Source organism: Xenophilus sp. Marseille-Q4582 (assembly GCF_916700565.1).
Lineage (GTDB): Bacteria > Pseudomonadota > Gammaproteobacteria > Burkholderiales > Burkholderiaceae_C > Xenophilus.
This window is the reverse complement of record NZ_CAKAKO010000001.1, coordinates 1041599-1058321: the sequence shown is the minus strand read 5'-3', so window position 1 is coordinate 1058321 and position 16723 is coordinate 1041599. Positions and strand designations below refer to the sequence as shown.

General features: G+C 71.3%; 15 protein-coding genes. 9 read left to right on the top strand and 6 right to left on the bottom strand.

Annotated features, from left to right (window positions below):
- Positions 1-21: 21 nt before the first annotated feature.
- The gene (locus LG388_RS04900) at positions 22-771 is read right to left on the bottom strand and encodes a FadR/GntR family transcriptional regulator (protein ID WP_225781695.1); all 750 of its coding nucleotides are present in this window, start codon (positions 769-771) and stop codon (positions 22-24) included.
- A 68-nt stretch (positions 772-839) separates the two neighbouring features.
- On the opposite strand from LG388_RS04900, the gene LG388_RS04895 reads away from it, so the two are divergent.
- The 5 genes from LG388_RS04895 (at position 840) to LG388_RS04875 (ending at position 5535) form a co-directional block, all read left to right on the top strand.
- Entirely contained in the window at positions 840-2615 is a 1776-nt protein-coding gene (locus LG388_RS04895) for an IlvD/Edd family dehydratase (RefSeq protein WP_225781694.1), read from the top strand.
- Between the two features lie 83 nt (positions 2616-2698).
- Positions 2699-3604 (top strand): 2-dehydro-3-deoxygalactonokinase, encoded by a 906-nt coding sequence (locus LG388_RS04890; RefSeq protein WP_225781693.1) that lies wholly within the window; start codon positions 2699-2701, stop codon positions 3602-3604.
- Positions 3601-4245, top strand: coding sequence for a 2-dehydro-3-deoxy-6-phosphogalactonate aldolase (locus LG388_RS04885; RefSeq protein ID WP_225781692.1), 645 nt, complete (start codon positions 3601-3603; stop codon positions 4243-4245). Before LG388_RS04890 ends, LG388_RS04885 begins: the two co-directional genes overlap by 4 nt.
- A gap of 43 nt (positions 4246-4288) precedes the next feature.
- Positions 4289-5071: an aldolase gene (locus LG388_RS04880; protein ID WP_225781691.1), complete on the top strand. Its 783-nt coding sequence runs from the start codon at positions 4289-4291 to the stop codon at positions 5069-5071.
- A 158-nt stretch (positions 5072-5229) separates the two neighbouring features.
- Entirely contained in the window at positions 5230-5535 is a 306-nt protein-coding gene (locus LG388_RS04875; RefSeq protein WP_225781690.1) for a hypothetical protein, read from the top strand.
- Between the two features lie 32 nt (positions 5536-5567).
- On the opposite strand, the gene LG388_RS04870 is transcribed toward LG388_RS04875, so the two are convergent.
- From LG388_RS04870 to LG388_RS04860, 3 genes are read right to left on the bottom strand one after another with little or no spacing between them, the layout of a single operon-like run.
- Positions 5568-6983 carry an MATE family efflux transporter gene (locus LG388_RS04870; RefSeq protein ID WP_225781689.1) on the bottom strand — a complete coding sequence of 472 codons (1416 nt, stop codon included), beginning with the start codon at positions 6981-6983 and terminating at the stop codon, positions 5568-5570.
- Between the two features lie 16 nt (positions 6984-6999).
- Positions 7000-8265 (bottom strand): MFS transporter, encoded by a 1266-nt coding sequence (locus LG388_RS04865; RefSeq protein WP_225781688.1) that lies wholly within the window; start codon positions 8263-8265, stop codon positions 7000-7002.
- Positions 8258-8719, bottom strand: coding sequence for a MarR family winged helix-turn-helix transcriptional regulator (locus LG388_RS04860; protein WP_225781687.1), 462 nt, complete (start codon positions 8717-8719; stop codon positions 8258-8260). The genes LG388_RS04865 and LG388_RS04860 overlap by 8 nt, the downstream gene beginning before the upstream one ends.
- 81 nt (positions 8720-8800) lie before the next feature.
- Here LG388_RS04860 and LG388_RS04855 point away from each other — a divergent pair, with 81 nt between their 5' ends.
- The 4 genes from LG388_RS04855 (at position 8801) to LG388_RS04840 (ending at position 13126) form a co-directional block, all read left to right on the top strand.
- Positions 8801-9370, top strand: a complete 570-nt coding sequence (locus tag LG388_RS04855; RefSeq protein ID WP_225781686.1) for a PaaI family thioesterase — start codon at positions 8801-8803, stop codon at positions 9368-9370.
- 132 nt (positions 9371-9502) lie between these two features.
- Complete coding sequence (locus LG388_RS04850; protein WP_225781685.1) at positions 9503-10537, top strand: Fe(3+) ABC transporter substrate-binding protein; 1035 nt, start codon at positions 9503-9505, stop codon at positions 10535-10537.
- 178 nt (positions 10538-10715) lie between these two features.
- A complete protein-coding gene (locus LG388_RS04845; protein WP_225781684.1) occupies positions 10716-12425 on the top strand; it encodes an iron ABC transporter permease in 1710 nt (569 codons plus the stop codon).
- A 5-nt stretch (positions 12426-12430) separates the two neighbouring features.
- The gene (locus LG388_RS04840) at positions 12431-13126 is read left to right on the top strand and encodes an ABC transporter ATP-binding protein (RefSeq protein ID WP_225781683.1); all 696 of its coding nucleotides are present in this window, start codon (positions 12431-12433) and stop codon (positions 13124-13126) included.
- Positions 13127-13160: 34 nt separating this feature from the next.
- Here LG388_RS04840 and LG388_RS04835 read toward each other — a convergent pair whose 3' ends face one another.
- On the bottom strand, positions 13161-14300 hold the full coding sequence (locus LG388_RS04835) for a YncE family protein (RefSeq protein WP_225781682.1): 1140 nt from the start codon (positions 14298-14300) through the stop codon (positions 13161-13163).
- An 85-nt stretch (positions 14301-14385) separates the two neighbouring features.
- Positions 14386-16611 (bottom strand): TonB-dependent receptor, encoded by a 2226-nt coding sequence (locus LG388_RS04830; protein WP_370630098.1) that lies wholly within the window; start codon positions 16609-16611, stop codon positions 14386-14388.
- Between the last annotated feature and the right edge of the window lie 112 nt (positions 16612-16723).

The following is a 16723-nucleotide window of genomic DNA, read 5'->3' as shown; positions in this document are numbered from 1 at the left end:
CGGGCTCGGTCGACGGTGGGCTCAGGCCACCGCGCGGATGCGCCGGGGTGGCGCGTGGATCTGCGGCAGGCGCTTGCCCGAGGCCAGCACGGTGTCGATGTCCTCGCGCGCGCCGTCGATCAGCACGCGGATGGCCTTCTCGGCGCGGTCGGGCTTGCGCGCGATCACGGCGTCGAGCACGGCACGGTGCAGCGGCAGCGAGCCCGCCGGCCCGCCCTTGCGGCGCGTGGAAATCTCGAAACTGGTGCGCAGCAGCGCGGCCAGCGCGCGGCTCATCTGCACCAGCATGCGGTTGTGGCTGGCCGCGATCAGGCCCTGGTGGAAGCGCAGGTCGGGCGTGACGTAGTCGCCGCCGAACTCGATGGCGTCCTTCATGAGCGCATAGGCGGCCTCCATGCCGGCGATGTCCTCGTCCGTGGCGCGCTCGGCCGCCAGCCGCACGGCGGCCGGCTCCACGGCGCGGCGCAGGTCCTGCAGGTCGCGCAGGAAGTCGGGCGACAGGCCCACGCGCGTCTGCCACACGATCACGTCGGCATCGAACCAGTTCCACTGGTCGGGCGGCAGCACGCGCGTGCCCACCTTGGGCCCGCTGCTGATCAGGCCCTTGGCGATCAGCGATTTCACGGCCTCGCGCACCACGGTGCGGCTCACGCCCAGTTCTTCGCACAGCAGAGGCTCGGGCGGGATGCTGCTGCCGGGCGCATAACGCCCCGCGACGATGTCGCCGCCGATGCGGTCGACCGTGCTGCCGTGGACGTTGCGGATGGTCATGGTTTGCACTGAGAAATCGGTTTCAATCGTATGACCATAATATGTTTGACAACCGAGGAATTTCCCCAATGAACCAGCACGATGATGCAAGAGACAAGGATGGGAAAGGCGGCACCGCGCAGGATGCGAAGCCGCGCGCGCTGCGCAGCCAGCAGTGGTTCGGCCGCCAGGACCGGGACGGCTTTGCCTACCGCAGCTGGGTCAAGGGCAAGGGCGTGCCGCACGACCAGTTCGACGGCCGGCCGGTCATCGGCATCTGCAACACCTTCAGCGAGCTGACGCCCTGCAACAGTCACTTCCGCACGCTGGCCGAGCAGGTGAAGATCGGCGTGTACGAGGCCGGTGGCTTCCCGCTCGAGTTCCCGGTCATGAGCCTGGGCGAGACGCTGCTGCGCCCCACCGCCATGCTGTACCGCAACCTCGCGAGCATGGACGTGGAAGAGAGCATCCGCGGCAACCCGGTCGACGGCGTGGTGCTGCTCATGGGCTGCGACAAGACCACGCCCTCGCTGCTGATGGGCGCGTCCAGCGCCGACCTGCCGACCATCGGCGTTTCCGGCGGGCCCATGCTCAACGGCAAGTGGCGCGGGCAGGAGCTGGGCAGCGGCACCGGCGTGTGGAGCATGAGCGAGCAGGTGCGCGCCGGCACGCTCAAGCTGCAGGACTTCTTCGAGGCCGAGAGCTGCATGCACCGCAGCCACGGCCACTGCATGACCATGGGCACCGCCAGCACCATGGCCAGCATGGTCGAGGCGCTGGGCATCGGCCTGCCGGGCAACGCGGCCTACCCGGCCGTCGACGGGCGGCGCAACGTGCTGGCGCGCATGGCGGGCCGGCGCATCGTCGAGATGGTCAAGCAGGACATCCGGATTTCGCAGATCCTCACGCGCGAGGCCTTCGAGAACGCGATCCGCACGCTGGCGGCCATCGGCGGCTCCACCAACGCGGTGATCCACCTCACGGCCATCGCGGGCCGCCTGGGCGTGCCGCTGCAGTTGGAGGACTTCGACCGCCTGGCCAGCGAGATGCCCTGCCTGGTGAACCTGCAGCCTTCGGGGCAGCACCTGATGGAAGACTTCTGCTACGCGGGCGGCCTGCCCGTGGTGATGAAGGAGATCCAGCACCTGCTGCACACCGGCATCGTCACGGCCAGCGGCAAGACGGTGGCCGAGAACATCGCCGACGCGCAGAACCACGACCCGCGCGTGATCAAGACCTTCGATGCGCCCTTCAAGGACAAGGCTGGCATCGCCGTGCTGCGCGGCAACCTGGCGCCGCGCGGCGCCGTCATCAAGCCCAGCGCGGCCACGCCCGCGCTCATGGTCCACACGGGCCGCGCCGTGGTCTTCGAGGACATCGAGGACTTCCACGCCCGCATCGACGACGAGGACCTGGACGTGGACGAACACTGCGTGCTGGTGCTCAAGAACTGCGGCCCCAAGGGCTACCCCGGCATGGCCGAGGTGGGCAACATGCCCCTGCCGCCCAAGGTGCTGCGCAAGGGCATCACGGACATGGTGCGCATCAGCGACGCGCGCATGAGCGGCACGGCCTATGGCACGGTGGTGCTGCACACCGCGCCCGAAGCGGCGGCCGGCGGGCCGCTGGCGCTGGTGCGCAACGGCGACCTCGTGGAGCTGGACGTGCCGAACCGCCGCCTGCACCTGTATGTGAGCGACGAGGAACTGGCGCGCCGCCGCGCGGCCTGGACGCCGCCGAAGCCGCCGCTCGAATCGGGCTACTGGAAGCTCTACGTCGACACGGTGCTGCAGGCCGACGAAGGCGCGGACCTTGCATTCCTGAAGGGCAAGCGCGGGGCCTTCGTGCCGCGTGACAATCACTGAGCCGCCGTGCGGGGCGCCGCCGTCGCCTTCCCACGCATCGCGCGCCCGGGCGGTGCGCTTTCGCATTCGTACCGACCGATTTCATGACCCTTGTTGCCGTTGACTGGGGCACCAGCTCCCTGCGCGGGGCGCGCATCGACGAAGCCACCGGCCAGGTGCGCGAGGAGCGCAGCGCGCCGCGCGGCATCCTCACGGTGCCGGCCGGCGGCTTTCCGGCCGTGTTCGACGAGCTCTTCGGCGACTGGATGCGCGAGCCCGGCGCCCACTGCCTGATCTCGGGCATGGCGGGCAGCCGCCAGGGCTGGGTCGAGGCGCCCTACTGCGCCTGCCCGGCCGATGCGGCGGACGTGGCGCAGCACATCCTCGCCATCGAACCGGGCCGCATCGCCCTGGTGCCCGGCCTGTCGGACACGCACGACGGCGTGCCCGATGTGATGCGCGGCGAGGAAGTGCAGATCTTCGGCGCCATGGCGCTCACGGGCCAGCACAGCGGCCTGTTCGTGCTGCCCGGCACGCACAACAAGTGGGTGCGCGTGCAAGACGGCCGGGTGCGGGGCTTCCACACCTTCATGACGGGCGAGTTCTACGCGCTGCTGGCGCAGCACTCGATCCTGGCCCGCACGCTCCAGGCCGAGGCGCCACTCGACGAAGCCGCCTTCCTGCAGGGCGTGCAGCGTGTGCGCGCACACGCAGGCGGCCTGCTGCACCATGCCTTCGGCGCGCGCACGCTGGCGCTGTTCCACCAGATGGCCGAAGGATCGCTGGCCAGCTACCTGTCGGGGCTGCTGATCGGCGAGGAGCTGAACGCGCAAACGCTGAACACCGAGGACACCGTGGTGCTGGTGGGCGGTGCCGCGCTCACGCAGCGCTATGCCCTCGCGCTGCAGGCATGGCACATCCCCACGCGCGTGCTGGGCGCCGAAGCCACCTGGGCCGGCGCGCACGCTCTGCATTCGGCCCGCCGGGCTGCACCTGCTTTCGCCGCATGACCTCCCCTGTCCACACCGCCTTCTCCGCCGCGATGCGCGACCTGCCGCTGATCGCGATCCTGCGCGGCCTCACGCCCGCCGAGGCGCCCGACGTGGGCGCCGCCCTGGTCGACGCCGGCTTCCAGCTCATCGAAGTGCCGCTCAACTCGCCCGAGCCGCTGCGCAGCATCGAGGCGCTGCGCGCGCGCTGTGCGCAGGCGCTGGTCGGCGCCGGCACGGTGCTGGGCGCCGACGAGGTGCAGGCCGTGCACGGCGCGGGCGGCCAGTTGATCGTGTCGCCCAACTTCGAGGCCGCCGTGGTGCGCGAAAGCGCGCACCTGGGCCTGGTCAGCCTGCCCGGCGTGATGACGCCCACCGAAGCCTTCGGCGCGCTCGCCGCGGGCGCGACCGGGCTCAAGCTCTTCCCGGCCGAACTGGCCTCGCCGGCGGTGGTCAAGGCGCTGCTGGCGGTGTTGCCGGCAGGAACGCCGCTGATGCCCGTGGGCGGCATCGCCCCCGAGAACATGGCCAACTGGCGTGCCGCGGGCGCCGCCGGCTTCGGCATCGGCTCGGCCCTCTACAAGCCGGGCAAGCCCGCCGCGCAGGTGCATGCCGACGCATTGCGCTTCGTCGCTGCCTGGCGGCAGGCTTGCACAGGCTGAATCAGCCCCCAACCTTTTTTCCCAGAACACACAGGACGCCCTCATGAACGCCGCCCTCCCCTCCCAAGCCAGCGAAAGTGCCGATGCGCTCTATGCCAGCCCCGTGGTACGCCAGTTGCGCGAGGACCTGGCCCTGGCGTTGCGCGCCGCCGCGCACCACCGGCTCGAGGAAGGCGTGTGCAACCATTTCAGCGTCATGCTCCCGGGGCGCGAAGATCTCTATCTGATCAACCCGCGCGGCCTGCACTGGTGCGAGGTGGGCCCGGACGACATCGTGCTGATCGACGTGCGCGGCAAGGTGGTGGCGGGCCGGCACCGCGTGGAGCCCACGGCCCTGTTCATCCACGGCGCCGTGCACCGCCTGACGCAGCGCGCGGTGGTGCTGCACTGCCACATGCCCTATGCCACCGCGCTCACGCTGACCGGCGACGTGGCGCTGGACCCGACGCTGAGCCAGAACGCGATGCGCTACATGGGCCGCATCGCCATCGACGCCACCTACAACGGCCTGGCGCTGGACGACGCCGAGGGCGAGCGCATCGCGCGCACCATGATGGGCGAGAACGCCAACAAGGACGTGGCCTTCCTGGCCAACCACGGCGTGATCGTGACCGGCCACACCATCGCCCATGCCTACGACGACCTGTACTACCTGGAGCGCGCCTGCCTGCACCAGGTGCTGGCCCAGAGCACGGGCCGTCCGCTCAAGCCCGTGGATGCGAAGCTCGCGGCGCATGTGGCGGCGCAGATCCAGGGCGAGCGCGAGCAGTCGGACCTGTTCTTCGAGGCCCTTCGCCGGCTGCTGCCTGCACCGGCAGGCCGCTGAAGCCGTCAAAGGCCCGCCCGCGCAACAGTGCAGGGGGCCGGGGGCGCGCACCGGCGCACACGGCCTTCCACAACTCTTCATGCGAATTCGCGCCTGCTTGACGGCGCGTTTACAGAGGCTCGCGACAGTGGAGGCATCGATCCATCAGGAGCCTCGCCATGAAGAAGCTGACCTTCGCCGCCTTGCTGTCGGCCACGCTGGTGTCCTTGACGACGCTCGCCGCGCCGGCCCATGCCGACCACGACCGCCGCCATGGCTACCACGGCCATCCGGGCTACCACCCTTCCTACGCAGACCCACGCGCCCGCGCCTATCGCCACGCACAGCGCGAGTACCAGCGCCATCTGCAGTGGCAGCAGCGCCAGGCCTGGCGCGCCCAGCAGCGCCATGGCTGGTACGACAACGACCGCGACGGCGTGCCCAACCGCTACGACCGCCGTCCGAACAACCCGTACCGCTACTGAGGCGCCGCGGGCGTCCGCAGGCGCCGGCCGGTTCAGGCCTTCTGCAAACGCGCCGCCAGCGCGCGCGGGCCGCGCGGCCGGCCCAGCGGGCCGAACCAGGCGCCGCCCGCGATGGCAGCGCTGATGACCACGCCATACACCGCCAGCGCCGCCCCCTGGGCCCAGAACACGTGGACCAGTTCGCCGCCCCAGCGCAGCGCCAGCCAGCCGCCGACGGCCGCCACGGCCAGCCGCGCCAGGTTGCCCAGCACGGGCCACAGCAGCCGCCCCGCGCCCTGTGACGCGAAGTACAGCACCAAGCCCAGCCCGAAGAAGCCGTACAGCGGCCCCACCACCCGCAGGTACTGCGTGCCGGCCTGCAGCATGGCCGCGTCATGGCCGAAGAGCAGCAGCCACTGCCGCGGGAACAGCGCTGCCGCCAGCCCGATGGCCTCGGTCAGCGTGAAGGCCACGGCCGCGCCGGCCCAGGTGATGCGCAGTGCGCGTTCATGCAGGCCCGCGCCCATGCAGGTGCCCACCATCGCGATCAGCGGCGCGCCGAGGCCGAAGACCAGCGGCACCAGCAGGTATTCGAGCCGCGACGCCGTGCCGTAGCCCGCGATGGCGCCAGGCCCGAACTGGCCCGTGAGGCCGGTCGCGATCGCGATGCTGAGGTTGGTGGCGACCGTGGACACGGCGCCGACCAGCCCCACGCGCAGGATGTCGGCGAACAGCGGGCGGTGCAGGTGCAGCGTCTCGCGCGTGGGCCGCAGCAGGCTGCGCGGCGAACGCAGGTACGCCCACAGCGCCAGCGTGCCGCCCGCGTAGTACAGCACCAGCGCCAACGCGCCGCCCGCGATGCCCAGCGCCGGCACCGGGCCCCAGCCGAAGATCAGCAGCGGCGACAGCGGCACCAGCGCCACCGTGCCGATGACCGTCACGTTGGCCGGCACCGCCATGTTGCCCGTGCCGCGAATCACCGCCGCCAGCGCGTTGAACAGCCACACCAGCACCGCGCCCGCGAACACCCAATGCGAATAGGTCAGCGCCGCCGCCAGCGACGCGCCGGTGCCGCCCATCTGGCTGTAGAGCCAGCGCCCGCCCAGCCACAGCGCGGCCGTGAAAGCCACGCCGCAGCCCAGCGCGATGACCACCGCGTGCCACACCAGCGCCTGCGCGTCGGCCCGGCGGCCCGCGCCCAGCGCGCGCGCGATGGCCGAGGCGATGCCACCGCCGATGGCGCCGCCCGAGATCATCTGCATGAGCATGACGATGGGAAAGACCAGCGCCATCCCGGCCAGCGCGTCGGTGCCCAGCTTGCCGACGAACCAGGTTTCGATCAGGCCGGCGGCGGCCTGCGCCACCATCACCACCACGTTGGGCCCGGCCAGGCGCAGCAGCGTGGGCAGGATCGGCGCCTCCAGCAGCAGGCGCGTGCGCGGATCAAGGGGGCTTGCAGTCGCGGACATCGGCTCGCCTCCTGGCTCAGGCGCTTGCCGCCGCAGTGCGCACCGGCGCCTCGCGGATCGGCAGGTGCACCAGCGCCGCGCCCACGGCGAGCAGGATGTCGATGTACCAGACCCAGTCGTAGCTGCCCGTGACCTGGAAGATATAGCCGCCGAGGAAGGCGCCCAGGAAGCCGCCGATCTGGTGCGACAGCATCACGATGCCGAAGAGCATGGCCATGTTGGCCGGGCCGAACATCTTGGCCACCAGCCCCGCCGTCGGCGGCACGGTGGACAGGAAGCTCACCCCCATCACGGCCGCGAAGACCAGCATCACGGCCGTGGTCTTGGGCGCCAGCAGGAAGACCAGCACCGCGACGGCGCGCGTGGCGTAGACCAGCGACAGCAGCGACTTCATGCGCCAGCGGCCCACGGCCCAGCCCATGGCGATGCTGCCCACGATGTTGAACAGGCCGATCACGGCCAGCGCCCAGCCGCCCACCTCGGCCGGCAGCCCGCAGGCCGCGATGACGCCCGGCAGGTGCGTGGCCAGGAAGGCGACGTGGAAGCCGCACACCAGGAAGCCCAGCGCCAGGTAGCGGTAGCTGGGCAGCGCCAGGGCCTGCGAGATGGCTTCGCGCGCGCTCAGCGCCTTCGTGCCGCTGGCCGCGGCAGCCTGCGCCGCCAGCGCCCGCGCATTGCCGCGCAGCACCCAGGCCGCCGGCAGCGCCAGCAGCACCAGCCAGCCCAGGCCCTGCATGGCGCCGGCCCAGCCCCAGGCCGCGGTCAGGCCGACGGCGATGGGCGCCATCGCGAACTGGCCGAAGGAGCCGCCCGCGTTGACCACGCCCGTGGCCAGGCCGCGCCGCTCGACCGGCACCAGGCGCATGGTCGCGGCCATCATGACCGAGGGGCCGGCCATGCCCGCGCCGCCCGCCGCCAGCACGCCGATGGCCAGGATCAGGCCCGCCGTGCTGCTCATGAAGGGCGTGACGATGGTGCCCAGCGCCACCAGCAGCACGCCGATGAAGATGGTGCGGCCGGCGCCGATGCGGTCGGCCACCGCGCCCGCGAAGGGCTGCGTGAGCCCCCACCAGAGCTGGCCGAAGGCGAAGGCCAGGCTGATGCTGCCCACGCCCAGCCCGGTCGAGGTGTTGAGCGCCGACAGGAACAGGCCCATGGTCTGGCGCACGCCCATGGTCAGCGCGAAGGTGCCGGCCGCGGCCAGCAGCACCAGCCAGAGGGCGGGCGACTTGATCAGCTTCTCGGCCGTGCCGGCGGCGGGTGTTTTCGTGGGCTCATTCATCGCCGTCTTCCAAGTCCTGTTCCTGCGGGCCCAGCAGGGCCAGGCTTTCGTCGATCAGTTGATGCAGGGCCGCCACGCGTTCGTCGCCCAAGCGGGCGTTGAGCTGCAGCTGCGCGGCCTTCCAGCGCCGCTGCGCCTCGGTGCGCTTGTCGCGGCCCGCGGGCGTGAGGTGCACCAGGCGGCTGCGCGCGTCGGGGCCCTCGCCCAGCTCGATCCAGCCGGCCGCCATCAGCGGCTGCATGTTGCGCGTGAGCGTGGACGGCGTGAGCCCCATGGCCTGCGCCAGGTCCACGGGCCGCAGCGGGCCCAGGTACAGCACGTGGCTGAGCAGCGAGTACTGGGTGGTCTTGAGGCCGGCCAGCGCCAGCTCCGCGTCGTACAGCCGTGCGACCTGTCGCATCAGCTGCCGCAACTTGAAGTTGGTGCAGCCCTGGGGTTGTGTGGCGGTCTTCATGGACTATGATTGTATGCACAACAATTGCATATGCAATCAAAATCGCATGCATTCCCTTCCGTCACGGAATCAGGAGCCCCTATGACGCAGACATCTTCTCCCGCTTCTTCCTCCTCCGAACTCGCGCAGTGGCTGGCCGACGAGGCCGCCGTCGTCGCCCGCCTGGACCGGGGCCCCGGCCCGGGCCTCGCCCAGCCGGCCCAGGTGGCCGGCAAGACCGGCCTGGAAGTGATGCAGGCCATGCTCGCCGGCGAGTTGCCCTACGCCGAGATCGCGCGCACGCTGGACTTCACCATCATCGAAGTCGCGCCCGGCCGCGCCGTCTTCCAGGGCACGCCGCTGCAGCGCCACCTGAACCCGCTGGGCTCGGTGCACGGGGGCTGGTTCGCCACGCTGCTCGATTCCGCCCTGGGCTGCGCCATTCACACGCTGATGCCTGCCGGCCGCGGCTACACCACGGCCGAGCTGAGCGTGAACATGGTGCGCGCCATCCACCCCGCGCGGGTGTCGCGCGTGCGCGCCATCGGCACGGTGGTCCATTGCGGCCGGCAGCTGGCCACGGCCGAGGCGCGCCTGGTGGGGCCGGACGGGACGCTGTACGCGCATGCGACCACCACCTGCCTGGTGTTCGACCTGCCTTCGGCGCGCTGACGGGCAGCCCGCCGCCGCGCCGGGATATGCCCGGCCCCGTTCGAACAACGCTGATAATTGTTCGCATTGCTGCTTTCGGACCTGCGTCCGCGGGCGGCAAGGCACAAGAACTCACCCGAACGGAGAAGCTGAATGATCCGACGTCTGTCGACCGCGCTGGCCACCGCCGCGCTCCTGGGGGGCGCCGCCCTGCCCGCACTGGCCGCCAACGAGCTGACGCTCTACACCACGCGCGAGCCGGGGCTGATCCAGCCGCTGCTGGCCGCCTTCACGGCGCAGACGCAGATCCAGGTCAACACGGTCTTCGTCAAGGACGGCCTGCTGGAGCGCGTGAAGGCCGAGGGCGCCCGCTCGCCGGCCGACGTGCTGATGACGGTGGACGTGGGCAACCTGCTCGACCTGGTCGAAGGCGGCGTGACGCAGCCCGTGAAATCGGCCGCGCTGGAATCGGCCATTCCGGCCAACCTGCGCGGCGCCGACGGCCAGTGGTTCACGCTGTCGATGCGCGCGCGCGTGCTGTACGCCGAGAAGAGCCTGCCGCTGCGCAGCTTCCGCTACGAAGACCTGGCCGATCCCAAGTACAAGGGCAAGGTCTGCATCCGCGCCGGCCAGCATCCGTACAACACGGCGCTGATCGCGGCCATGATCGCCCACGACGGCGAGGCCAAGACCGAGCAGTGGCTGCGGGGCGTGAAGGACAACCTGGCGCGCAAGGCCACCGGCGGCGACCGCGACGTGGCGCGCGACATCCTGGGCGGCATCTGCGACATCGGCATCGCCAACACCTACTACGTGGGCCAGATGAAGTCGTCCAAGGAAGGCAGCGACGCGCGCAAGTGGGGCGATGCGATCAAGGTCATCAAGCCCACCTTCGCGAACGAGAAAAGCGGCGGCACGCACGTGAACATCAGCGGCGCGGCGATGGCCAGGAACGCCCCGAACCGTGCCAATGCCGTGAAGCTGCTCGAATTCCTGGTGTCCGAACCCGCGCAGAACATGTACGCCCAGGCCAACTACGAGCACCCGGTGCGCAAGGGCGTGGCACTGGACCCGATCGTGGCCCAGTCCATCGGCGAGCTGAAGATCGACCCGCTGCCGCTGACCGAGATCGCCAAGCACCGCAAGCAGGCCAGCGCGCTGGTCGACAAGGTGGGCTTCGACCGCTGAGCGCCGGGCTCGGCCTCATGCCTCGCGCTCGCGCGCCGGGCGCCCTGGGCGCCTGCCTGGCCGGCCCCGCGCGCCTGCCGCGGCATGACGAGGGCCCTGCCACTGGCGCCCGGCATGCCGCCGCCGTGCGCGGGTGGCCGGTGTCCACGCCGGCCCTTTTTCTTCTGAACGATCCACGATGCAGTTGACTGCGCGCGGGCTGCGGCCCGTGGGCCCGGTGTGGCAGGCAGCGTCGGTGCTCGTCGCGCTGGGCGTGCTGGCGCCCGTGCTGTCGCTGGCCTGGCTGGCGCTGGGCGCCGACTTCACGCACTGGTCGCACCTGATGCGTCACGTGCTGCCCGAAGCCGCCTGGAACACCGCCCTGCTGCTCGCCGGCGTGGGCGCGCTCGTGCTGGCGGTGGGCACGGGCTGCGCCTGGCTGGTGACGGCCTGCGACTTTCCGGGCCGGCGCGTGCTGCACTGGGCGCTGCTGCTGCCGCTGGCCATGCCGGCCTACATCGTCGCTTTTGCCTACCTGGACCTGCTGCACCCCATCGGCCCCGTGCAGGGCGCGCTGCGCGCCTTGCTGGGCTACGACAGCCCGCGCCAGTGGCGCCTGCCCGACCTGCGTTCGATGGGCGGCGCGGTCTTCGTGCTGGGCTTCGTGCTCTACCCCTATGTCTACATGACGGCGCGCGCCATGTTCATGACGCAGCCCGCGCACCTGCTGGAGGCGGCGCGCACGCTGGGCGAAAGCCGCTGGGGCGCATTCCGGCGCGTGGCGCTGCCGCTGGCGCGCCCGGCGCTGGCCGTGGGTCTGAGCCTGGCGCTGCTGGAGACGCTCAACGACATCGGCGCCTCCGAATTCCTGGGCGTGAACACGCTCACCGTGGCGGTCTACACGACCTGGATCACGCGCTCCGACCTGGCCGGCGCGGCGCAGATCGCCTGCGCCATGCTGGGCATGGTGGTGCTGCTGGTGCTGCTGGAGCGGCACGGCCGGCGCCACCAGCGCTTCGGCAGCACGCAGCGCATGCGCGGCATCACGCCGCGGCGCCTGCCCGGCGCGCTGGGCTGGGCGGCCACCGTGGCCGCTGCGCTGCCCATCGTGATCGGCTTCGTGGCCCCGGCCGCCTACCTGGTCTGGGAAAGCGCCAAGCGCCTGCAGCTGGGCGAAGGCGTGTCGCGCGGGCTGCTGACCAGCCTGGGCAACACACTGGCGCTGGCGCTGGGCGTGACCGTGCTCGCGGTGGCCGCCGGGCTGGTCGTGGCCTGGGCCGCGCGCCAGCAGGGCAGCGCGGCAGGCCGCGCCACGCGCTGGCCGGCGCGCGCGGCCACGCTGGGCTATGCGGTGCCGGGCACGGTGCTGGCCATCGGCCTGCTGACCCCGGCGCTGGCCGCCGATGCAGCGGTGGCGCGCCTGCTGGGCCTGCCGGGCCTGCCGCTGATGGGCCTGGGCGTGATCCTGGTGGTGGCCTGCACCATCCGCTTCCTGGCCATGCCCGTGGGCGGCATCGAAGCCGGGCTGGCACGCATCCCGCCCGCGCTGGAGCAGGCCGCGCGCCTGCTCGGCGAGAACGTGGGCGGCACCCTGCGCCGCGTGCACCTGCCGCTGCTGCGCCCAGCACTGGCGGCCAGCGCGCTGCTGGTCTTCGTGGACGCGATGAAGGAACTGCCCGCCACCTTGCTGCTGCGGCCCGCCAATTTCGACACCTTGGCCACCTGGCTCTATGCCGAGGCCGCGCGCGGCACGTATGAAGAAGGCGCCATCGCCGCGCTGCTGATCGTGCTGGCCGGGCTGGCGCCCGTGATCCTCCTGGCGCGCACGCAGCTCGTGCAGGACGGCGCCCCCCAGGAGACCAGCACGACCGGGGCCGCAGCCGCCGGCGCGGTGCTTCCCAACCCCTGACCGTCATGACCGCCGCCCTCCGCCTCACCGACCTGCGCCTGGCCTACGACACGCCGCGCGGCCCGCATACCGTCGTGCAGGGTCTGAACCTGGAACTGGCGGCCGGCCGCATCGCCTGCCTGCTGGGCCCCTCCGGCTGCGGCAAGACCACCGTGCTGCGCGCCGTGGCCGGCTTCGAGCCCGTGCGCGCGGGCGAGATCCGGCTTGGCGATCAACTGCTCTCGTCGCCGCGCGCGCACCTGCCGCCCGAGCAGCGCCGCGTGGGCATGATGTTCCAGGAATACGCCCTCTTCCCGCACCTCACGGCGGCGCAGAACGTGGCTTTCGGCCTGCGCCGGCTGCCGCGCGCCGCCCAGCAGGCGCGCGTGGCCGAACTGCTGACGCTGGTAGGGCTGGCCGACGCAGGCGGGCGCTATCCGCACGAACTCTCGGGCGGGCAGCAGCAGCGCATCGCCCTGGCCCGCGCGCTGGCGCCCGCGCCGGCCCTGCTGCTGCTGGACGAGCCTTTCTCCAACCTCGACAGCGGCACGCGCGCGCGCCTCACGGCCGAGGTGCGCGAGATCCTGCAGCGCGCGGGCCAGACCGCGCTGCTCGTGACGCACGACGAGGCCGAGGCACGCCACATGGCCGACCACGTCGGCGTGATGCACAGCGGCCGGCTGGCCAGCTGGACCCCACGCGAGACCTTGAACACGTTCTGAACGCCCGCGCGCCGCGGCGGGCTCGGAAGGGGTCTCAGGGCAGCGCGATGCGCGCCACGCTTTCAGCCGCCCCCTTGTCGCCACCCGCCGCATTCTTGATGCTGACGTAGAGCACGTTGCGCTTCGCATCCAGGGCCAGGCTGTTGGGATGCGCAGGCAGCTCGATGGTGTGCAGCAGCGCCGAGGTCCGGCTGTCGAAGATGGCCAGCGTGCCGGCCTCGCGCTGGGTCACGTACAGCCGCTCACGCCGGGCGTCCAGCAGCAGCGCCACCGGACCGGGCTGCGTGGGCAGGCTGGCCCGCAGGCGGCCCGAGTCCGGGTCCAGCACGACGACCCGGTTGCCGTCGCCGCGGCGCACATAGTCCGTCAGGCCGCCCTGCTCCCGGCGCAGGCCGTCGACCATCGGCAGGCCCTGGTCCGTGGCCCAGACCTCGTGCGTGGCGGGATCGAGGGCCAGGTTGAGCAACTGGTCACCGCCCGCCTGCAGGCGGGTCACGGCCAGGCTCCGCGCGTCAACGCGAAAGAGCTGGCCCTGCAGGTTGGACACCCACACCTGGGCGCGCTGCGCATCCAGCGCGATGCCGGTTGCCAGGAAGCCGAAACCGGGAAGCACCTTTTCCACCTGCAGGCGCTGCGTGTCCACCACGTAGAGCGCGCTGTCGGTGAACCAGGCCCCCGGCGCGTAGAGGCGGTGCCGCGCCGGGTCCACCACCAGCTCGCGCAGGCTGTGCGGATAGCGCTCGGCGGGCTGGCCGTCGAAGCCGGGCGCCCGCACCTTCTGCGCGAGCTGGACCACCCCCGCCACCCGGTCGGTGGCCAGGTCGATCACGGTGATGCCCGCATCCATGGCATGGCCCACATACAGCCGCTGCGCCGCGTCGTCCAAGGCCAGGCCGTAGCCGCCATGCGCCAGCACGATTTCGGCCTGCACGGCCAGCGTGCCGGGGTGCAGCTTGAGGATGCGCGAAGGCTGGGCACCGGCCCCGCGGTCTCCCGCCGAGGCCACATAGAGCGCGTCCTGCCGTTCGCTGTACGCCAGCTCGTACAAGCCGGGCGCCAGGGGCGTGCGCATCACGGGCACGGAAGCATCGGCCGCCAGGCCGGGGACGCCGGCCGTCATCCACAGCGCGGCCAGCGCGAACTTCCACCAGGACGAAGCTTTGAACAGATTCATGAAGGTCTCTTTGTAAGCGGAGAAATGCGGCGATCCCGGCCCGCCGGAGGCAGGGCTTCGCCCGAAAAAACGACGCGGCCCGGCTTCAGAAGTCCATCGATGCCGAGAGCGCAATGGCGCGCGGCGCCCCGAGTGCGAGCGAGGACAGCAGCGGCATGCCCCAGTAGGCCTTGTCGGTCACGTTGGTGATGCTGGCGCGCAAGGTCAGCGGCCGGTTCATGACGGCGGTGGCATAGCGCGCTCCCACATCGAAGACCGTGCGGCCCGGCACCCATAGCTGGTTGTCGGCACTGATGTACTGCCTGGACATGGCCGTGGCGTTGCCGGTCAGCGTCAGGCCCGGCAGCGCCGGCACATCCCATTCGGCGCCCAGCTTGCCCTGCAGCTTCGGCACACCGGTGGCCTGCCGCCCTTCCTGGGCGGCGCTGGCCGCGCGCGTGATGCGCGGCTGCACATAGGCCACGCCGCCCATCAGGCGCACGCCGCGCCAGGGACTGCCGAAGAAGCCCCATTCCACCCCGCGGTTGCGCTGTTCGCCGCCGAAGGAGAACACGTTCGTTACGGGGTCGGTGTAGCTGTTGGGGCGCTCGATCTCGTACACGCTGAAGGTGTGGGCGAAATCGCCCAGGTCCAGCTTCAGGCCCATTTCCTTCTGCTTGGTCTTGTAGGGCGCGAACACCTCCCCCGCATTGGCCGCCGTCACGGGTGCCGTCGCGCCCTGGCTCAGGCCCTCGATGTAGTTGGCGTACACCGACAGGCGCTGCGTGGCCTTGAACAGCAAGGCGGCCGCCGGCGAGGTGGCGCCTTCGTCGTAGCGTGCCGTGCGCACGCCCGTGCTGGTGTGGAAGGTGTCACTCACCACCTGCTGACGGCGCGCGCCCAGCGTCAGTTGCACGCGGTCTTGCGCGAAAGACATCGTGTCCGCCACGCCGTAGCTGCGCATGCGCAGCGCCGTGCGCGAGATCAGCGGCGTAATGAAGGGTGCCGGCGCACCCCAGACCGGCCGGTACAGATTCGTGGTCCAGTCCGCGCCGGGCACCGAACGCCGGCCGTAGTCCTTCTGCTGGTGGTCGTAGTGGGTGGCGTTCACGGCCCACTGGTGCTTGACCGGACCGGTCTGCAGGCGCCCCCTGAGCCCCACATCGGCCGAGGTCTTCTCCACCTCGAAGGCCAGTTGCCCGATGGTGGTCCGGTAGTCGCCCCGGGCGTTGAGCACCTGCGCGGAGATGGCGCCGTTGTACTGGTAGTCGGTCTGGCTGCGGCCCACGGCCGCATAGGCCATCAGCGCATCGCTCAGATCCACTTCGGCACGCACGATGGCCGCCTTGTCCCGGCTTTCGACGAAGGCCCAGCTCGGGTTGATCAGCGTGTCGGACTTCGGCGGCCGCGGCACCGCCAGGCCGGGCGCCAGGTTGATGCCGCGGGTCGGTCCATCCACGCGGTCCTGCGCGCTGTACAGGTCGGCGGACAGCCGCACTCGGTCACTGCGCCAATCCAGCCCCAGCGCGCCGAGCTGTACTTTCTTTTCCTGATTGCGCACGGCCCCCTCTCCGTCGCGGTAGGCGCCGTTGAGGCGAATGCCGAACTGCCGGCGCTCGCCGAAGCGCCGGCCCAGGTCCACATGAGCGCCCCATTGCGCGTCCGAGCTGTAGCTGGCCGTCAGGCGCGTGAGCGGCGCATCGGCCGCGCGCTTGGGTACCAGGTTGATCGCGCCGCCGACCGACCCGCCCGGCGGCATGCCGTTGAGCAGGGCCGAAGGGCCCTTGAGCACTTCCACGCGCTCGAACATCTCGGGCGAGGTGCGGTAGTAGCCCGCCATGCCGAACAAGCCGCCCACGGTGGTGTCGGTAGTGCTGGAGGCGAAGCCGCGGATCGAGTAGTTCTCGCTCCAGGCGCCCGTCACGCCGTTGCTGAACACGGTCGGATCGGTGGCCGAGATCACATCGGTGAGGTCCTTCGCCTGCCGGTCGGCGATGAACTGCTCGGTGTAGCTGACGGCGGAGAAAGGCGTCTCCATGAAGTCCCTCTCGCCCAGCAGGCCGACCCGGGCGCCGGACGTCACCTGGCCCCCGGCGTAGGGCACGGTGGCGGCCCCCTGCTCGGCCGATACCGTCACCGCGGGCAGCGCCTGGGCCTCAATGGCGGATTGGGCCTGGGCCACAGGCAAGATCGCGCAGGGGCCCGCCACCAGGCTCGCGCACAGCAGTTGCCGCGCGGCGGCGCCCCGCGGGCGGGGCGCCAGGGGGCATCGGTGCCGGGCCCAGGGCGAAGCGGGCACCAGGAAAGGAGTCGGGAAGCGGCCGGATGACATGCGGACTTTCTTGCGGTTGAGATGAGAAAGGCAGCCACGCCGGCACCGCGCAGAATGCCGGGCTCAGGCGTGCCGCCAGGCGTTCAGAACGCCAAAGCGAATCGAAACAATA

Coding starts and splice junctions, on each gene's coding strand:
- LG388_RS04850 (WP_225781685.1), top strand. CDS start 9,503: ATGATCCGACGTCTGTCGACCGCGCTGGCCACCGCCGCGCTCCTGGGG.
- LG388_RS04885 (WP_225781692.1), top strand. CDS start 3,601: ATGACCTCCCCTGTCCACACCGCCTTCTCCGCCGCGATGCGCGACCTG.
- LG388_RS04895 (WP_225781694.1), top strand. CDS start 840: ATGAACCAGCACGATGATGCAAGAGACAAGGATGGGAAAGGCGGCACC.
- LG388_RS04835 (WP_225781682.1), bottom strand. CDS start 14,300: ATGAATCTGTTCAAAGCTTCGTCCTGGTGGAAGTTCGCGCTGGCCGCG.
- LG388_RS04890 (WP_225781693.1), top strand. CDS start 2,699: ATGACCCTTGTTGCCGTTGACTGGGGCACCAGCTCCCTGCGCGGGGCG.
- LG388_RS04880 (WP_225781691.1), top strand. CDS start 4,289: ATGAACGCCGCCCTCCCCTCCCAAGCCAGCGAAAGTGCCGATGCGCTC.
- LG388_RS04855 (WP_225781686.1), top strand. CDS start 8,801: ATGACGCAGACATCTTCTCCCGCTTCTTCCTCCTCCGAACTCGCGCAG.
- LG388_RS04860 (WP_225781687.1), bottom strand. CDS start 8,719: ATGAAGACCGCCACACAACCCCAGGGCTGCACCAACTTCAAGTTGCGG.
- LG388_RS04900 (WP_225781695.1), bottom strand. CDS start 771: ATGACCATCCGCAACGTCCACGGCAGCACGGTCGACCGCATCGGCGGC.
- LG388_RS04840 (WP_225781683.1), top strand. CDS start 12,431: ATGACCGCCGCCCTCCGCCTCACCGACCTGCGCCTGGCCTACGACACG.
- LG388_RS04875 (WP_225781690.1), top strand. CDS start 5,230: ATGAAGAAGCTGACCTTCGCCGCCTTGCTGTCGGCCACGCTGGTGTCC.
- LG388_RS04845 (WP_225781684.1), top strand. CDS start 10,716: ATGCAGTTGACTGCGCGCGGGCTGCGGCCCGTGGGCCCGGTGTGGCAG.
- LG388_RS04865 (WP_225781688.1), bottom strand. CDS start 8,265: ATGAATGAGCCCACGAAAACACCCGCCGCCGGCACGGCCGAGAAGCTG.
- LG388_RS04870 (WP_225781689.1), bottom strand. CDS start 6,983: ATGTCCGCGACTGCAAGCCCCCTTGATCCGCGCACGCGCCTGCTGCTG.
- LG388_RS04830 (WP_370630098.1), bottom strand. CDS start 16,611: ATGTCATCCGGCCGCTTCCCGACTCCTTTCCTGGTGCCCGCTTCGCCC.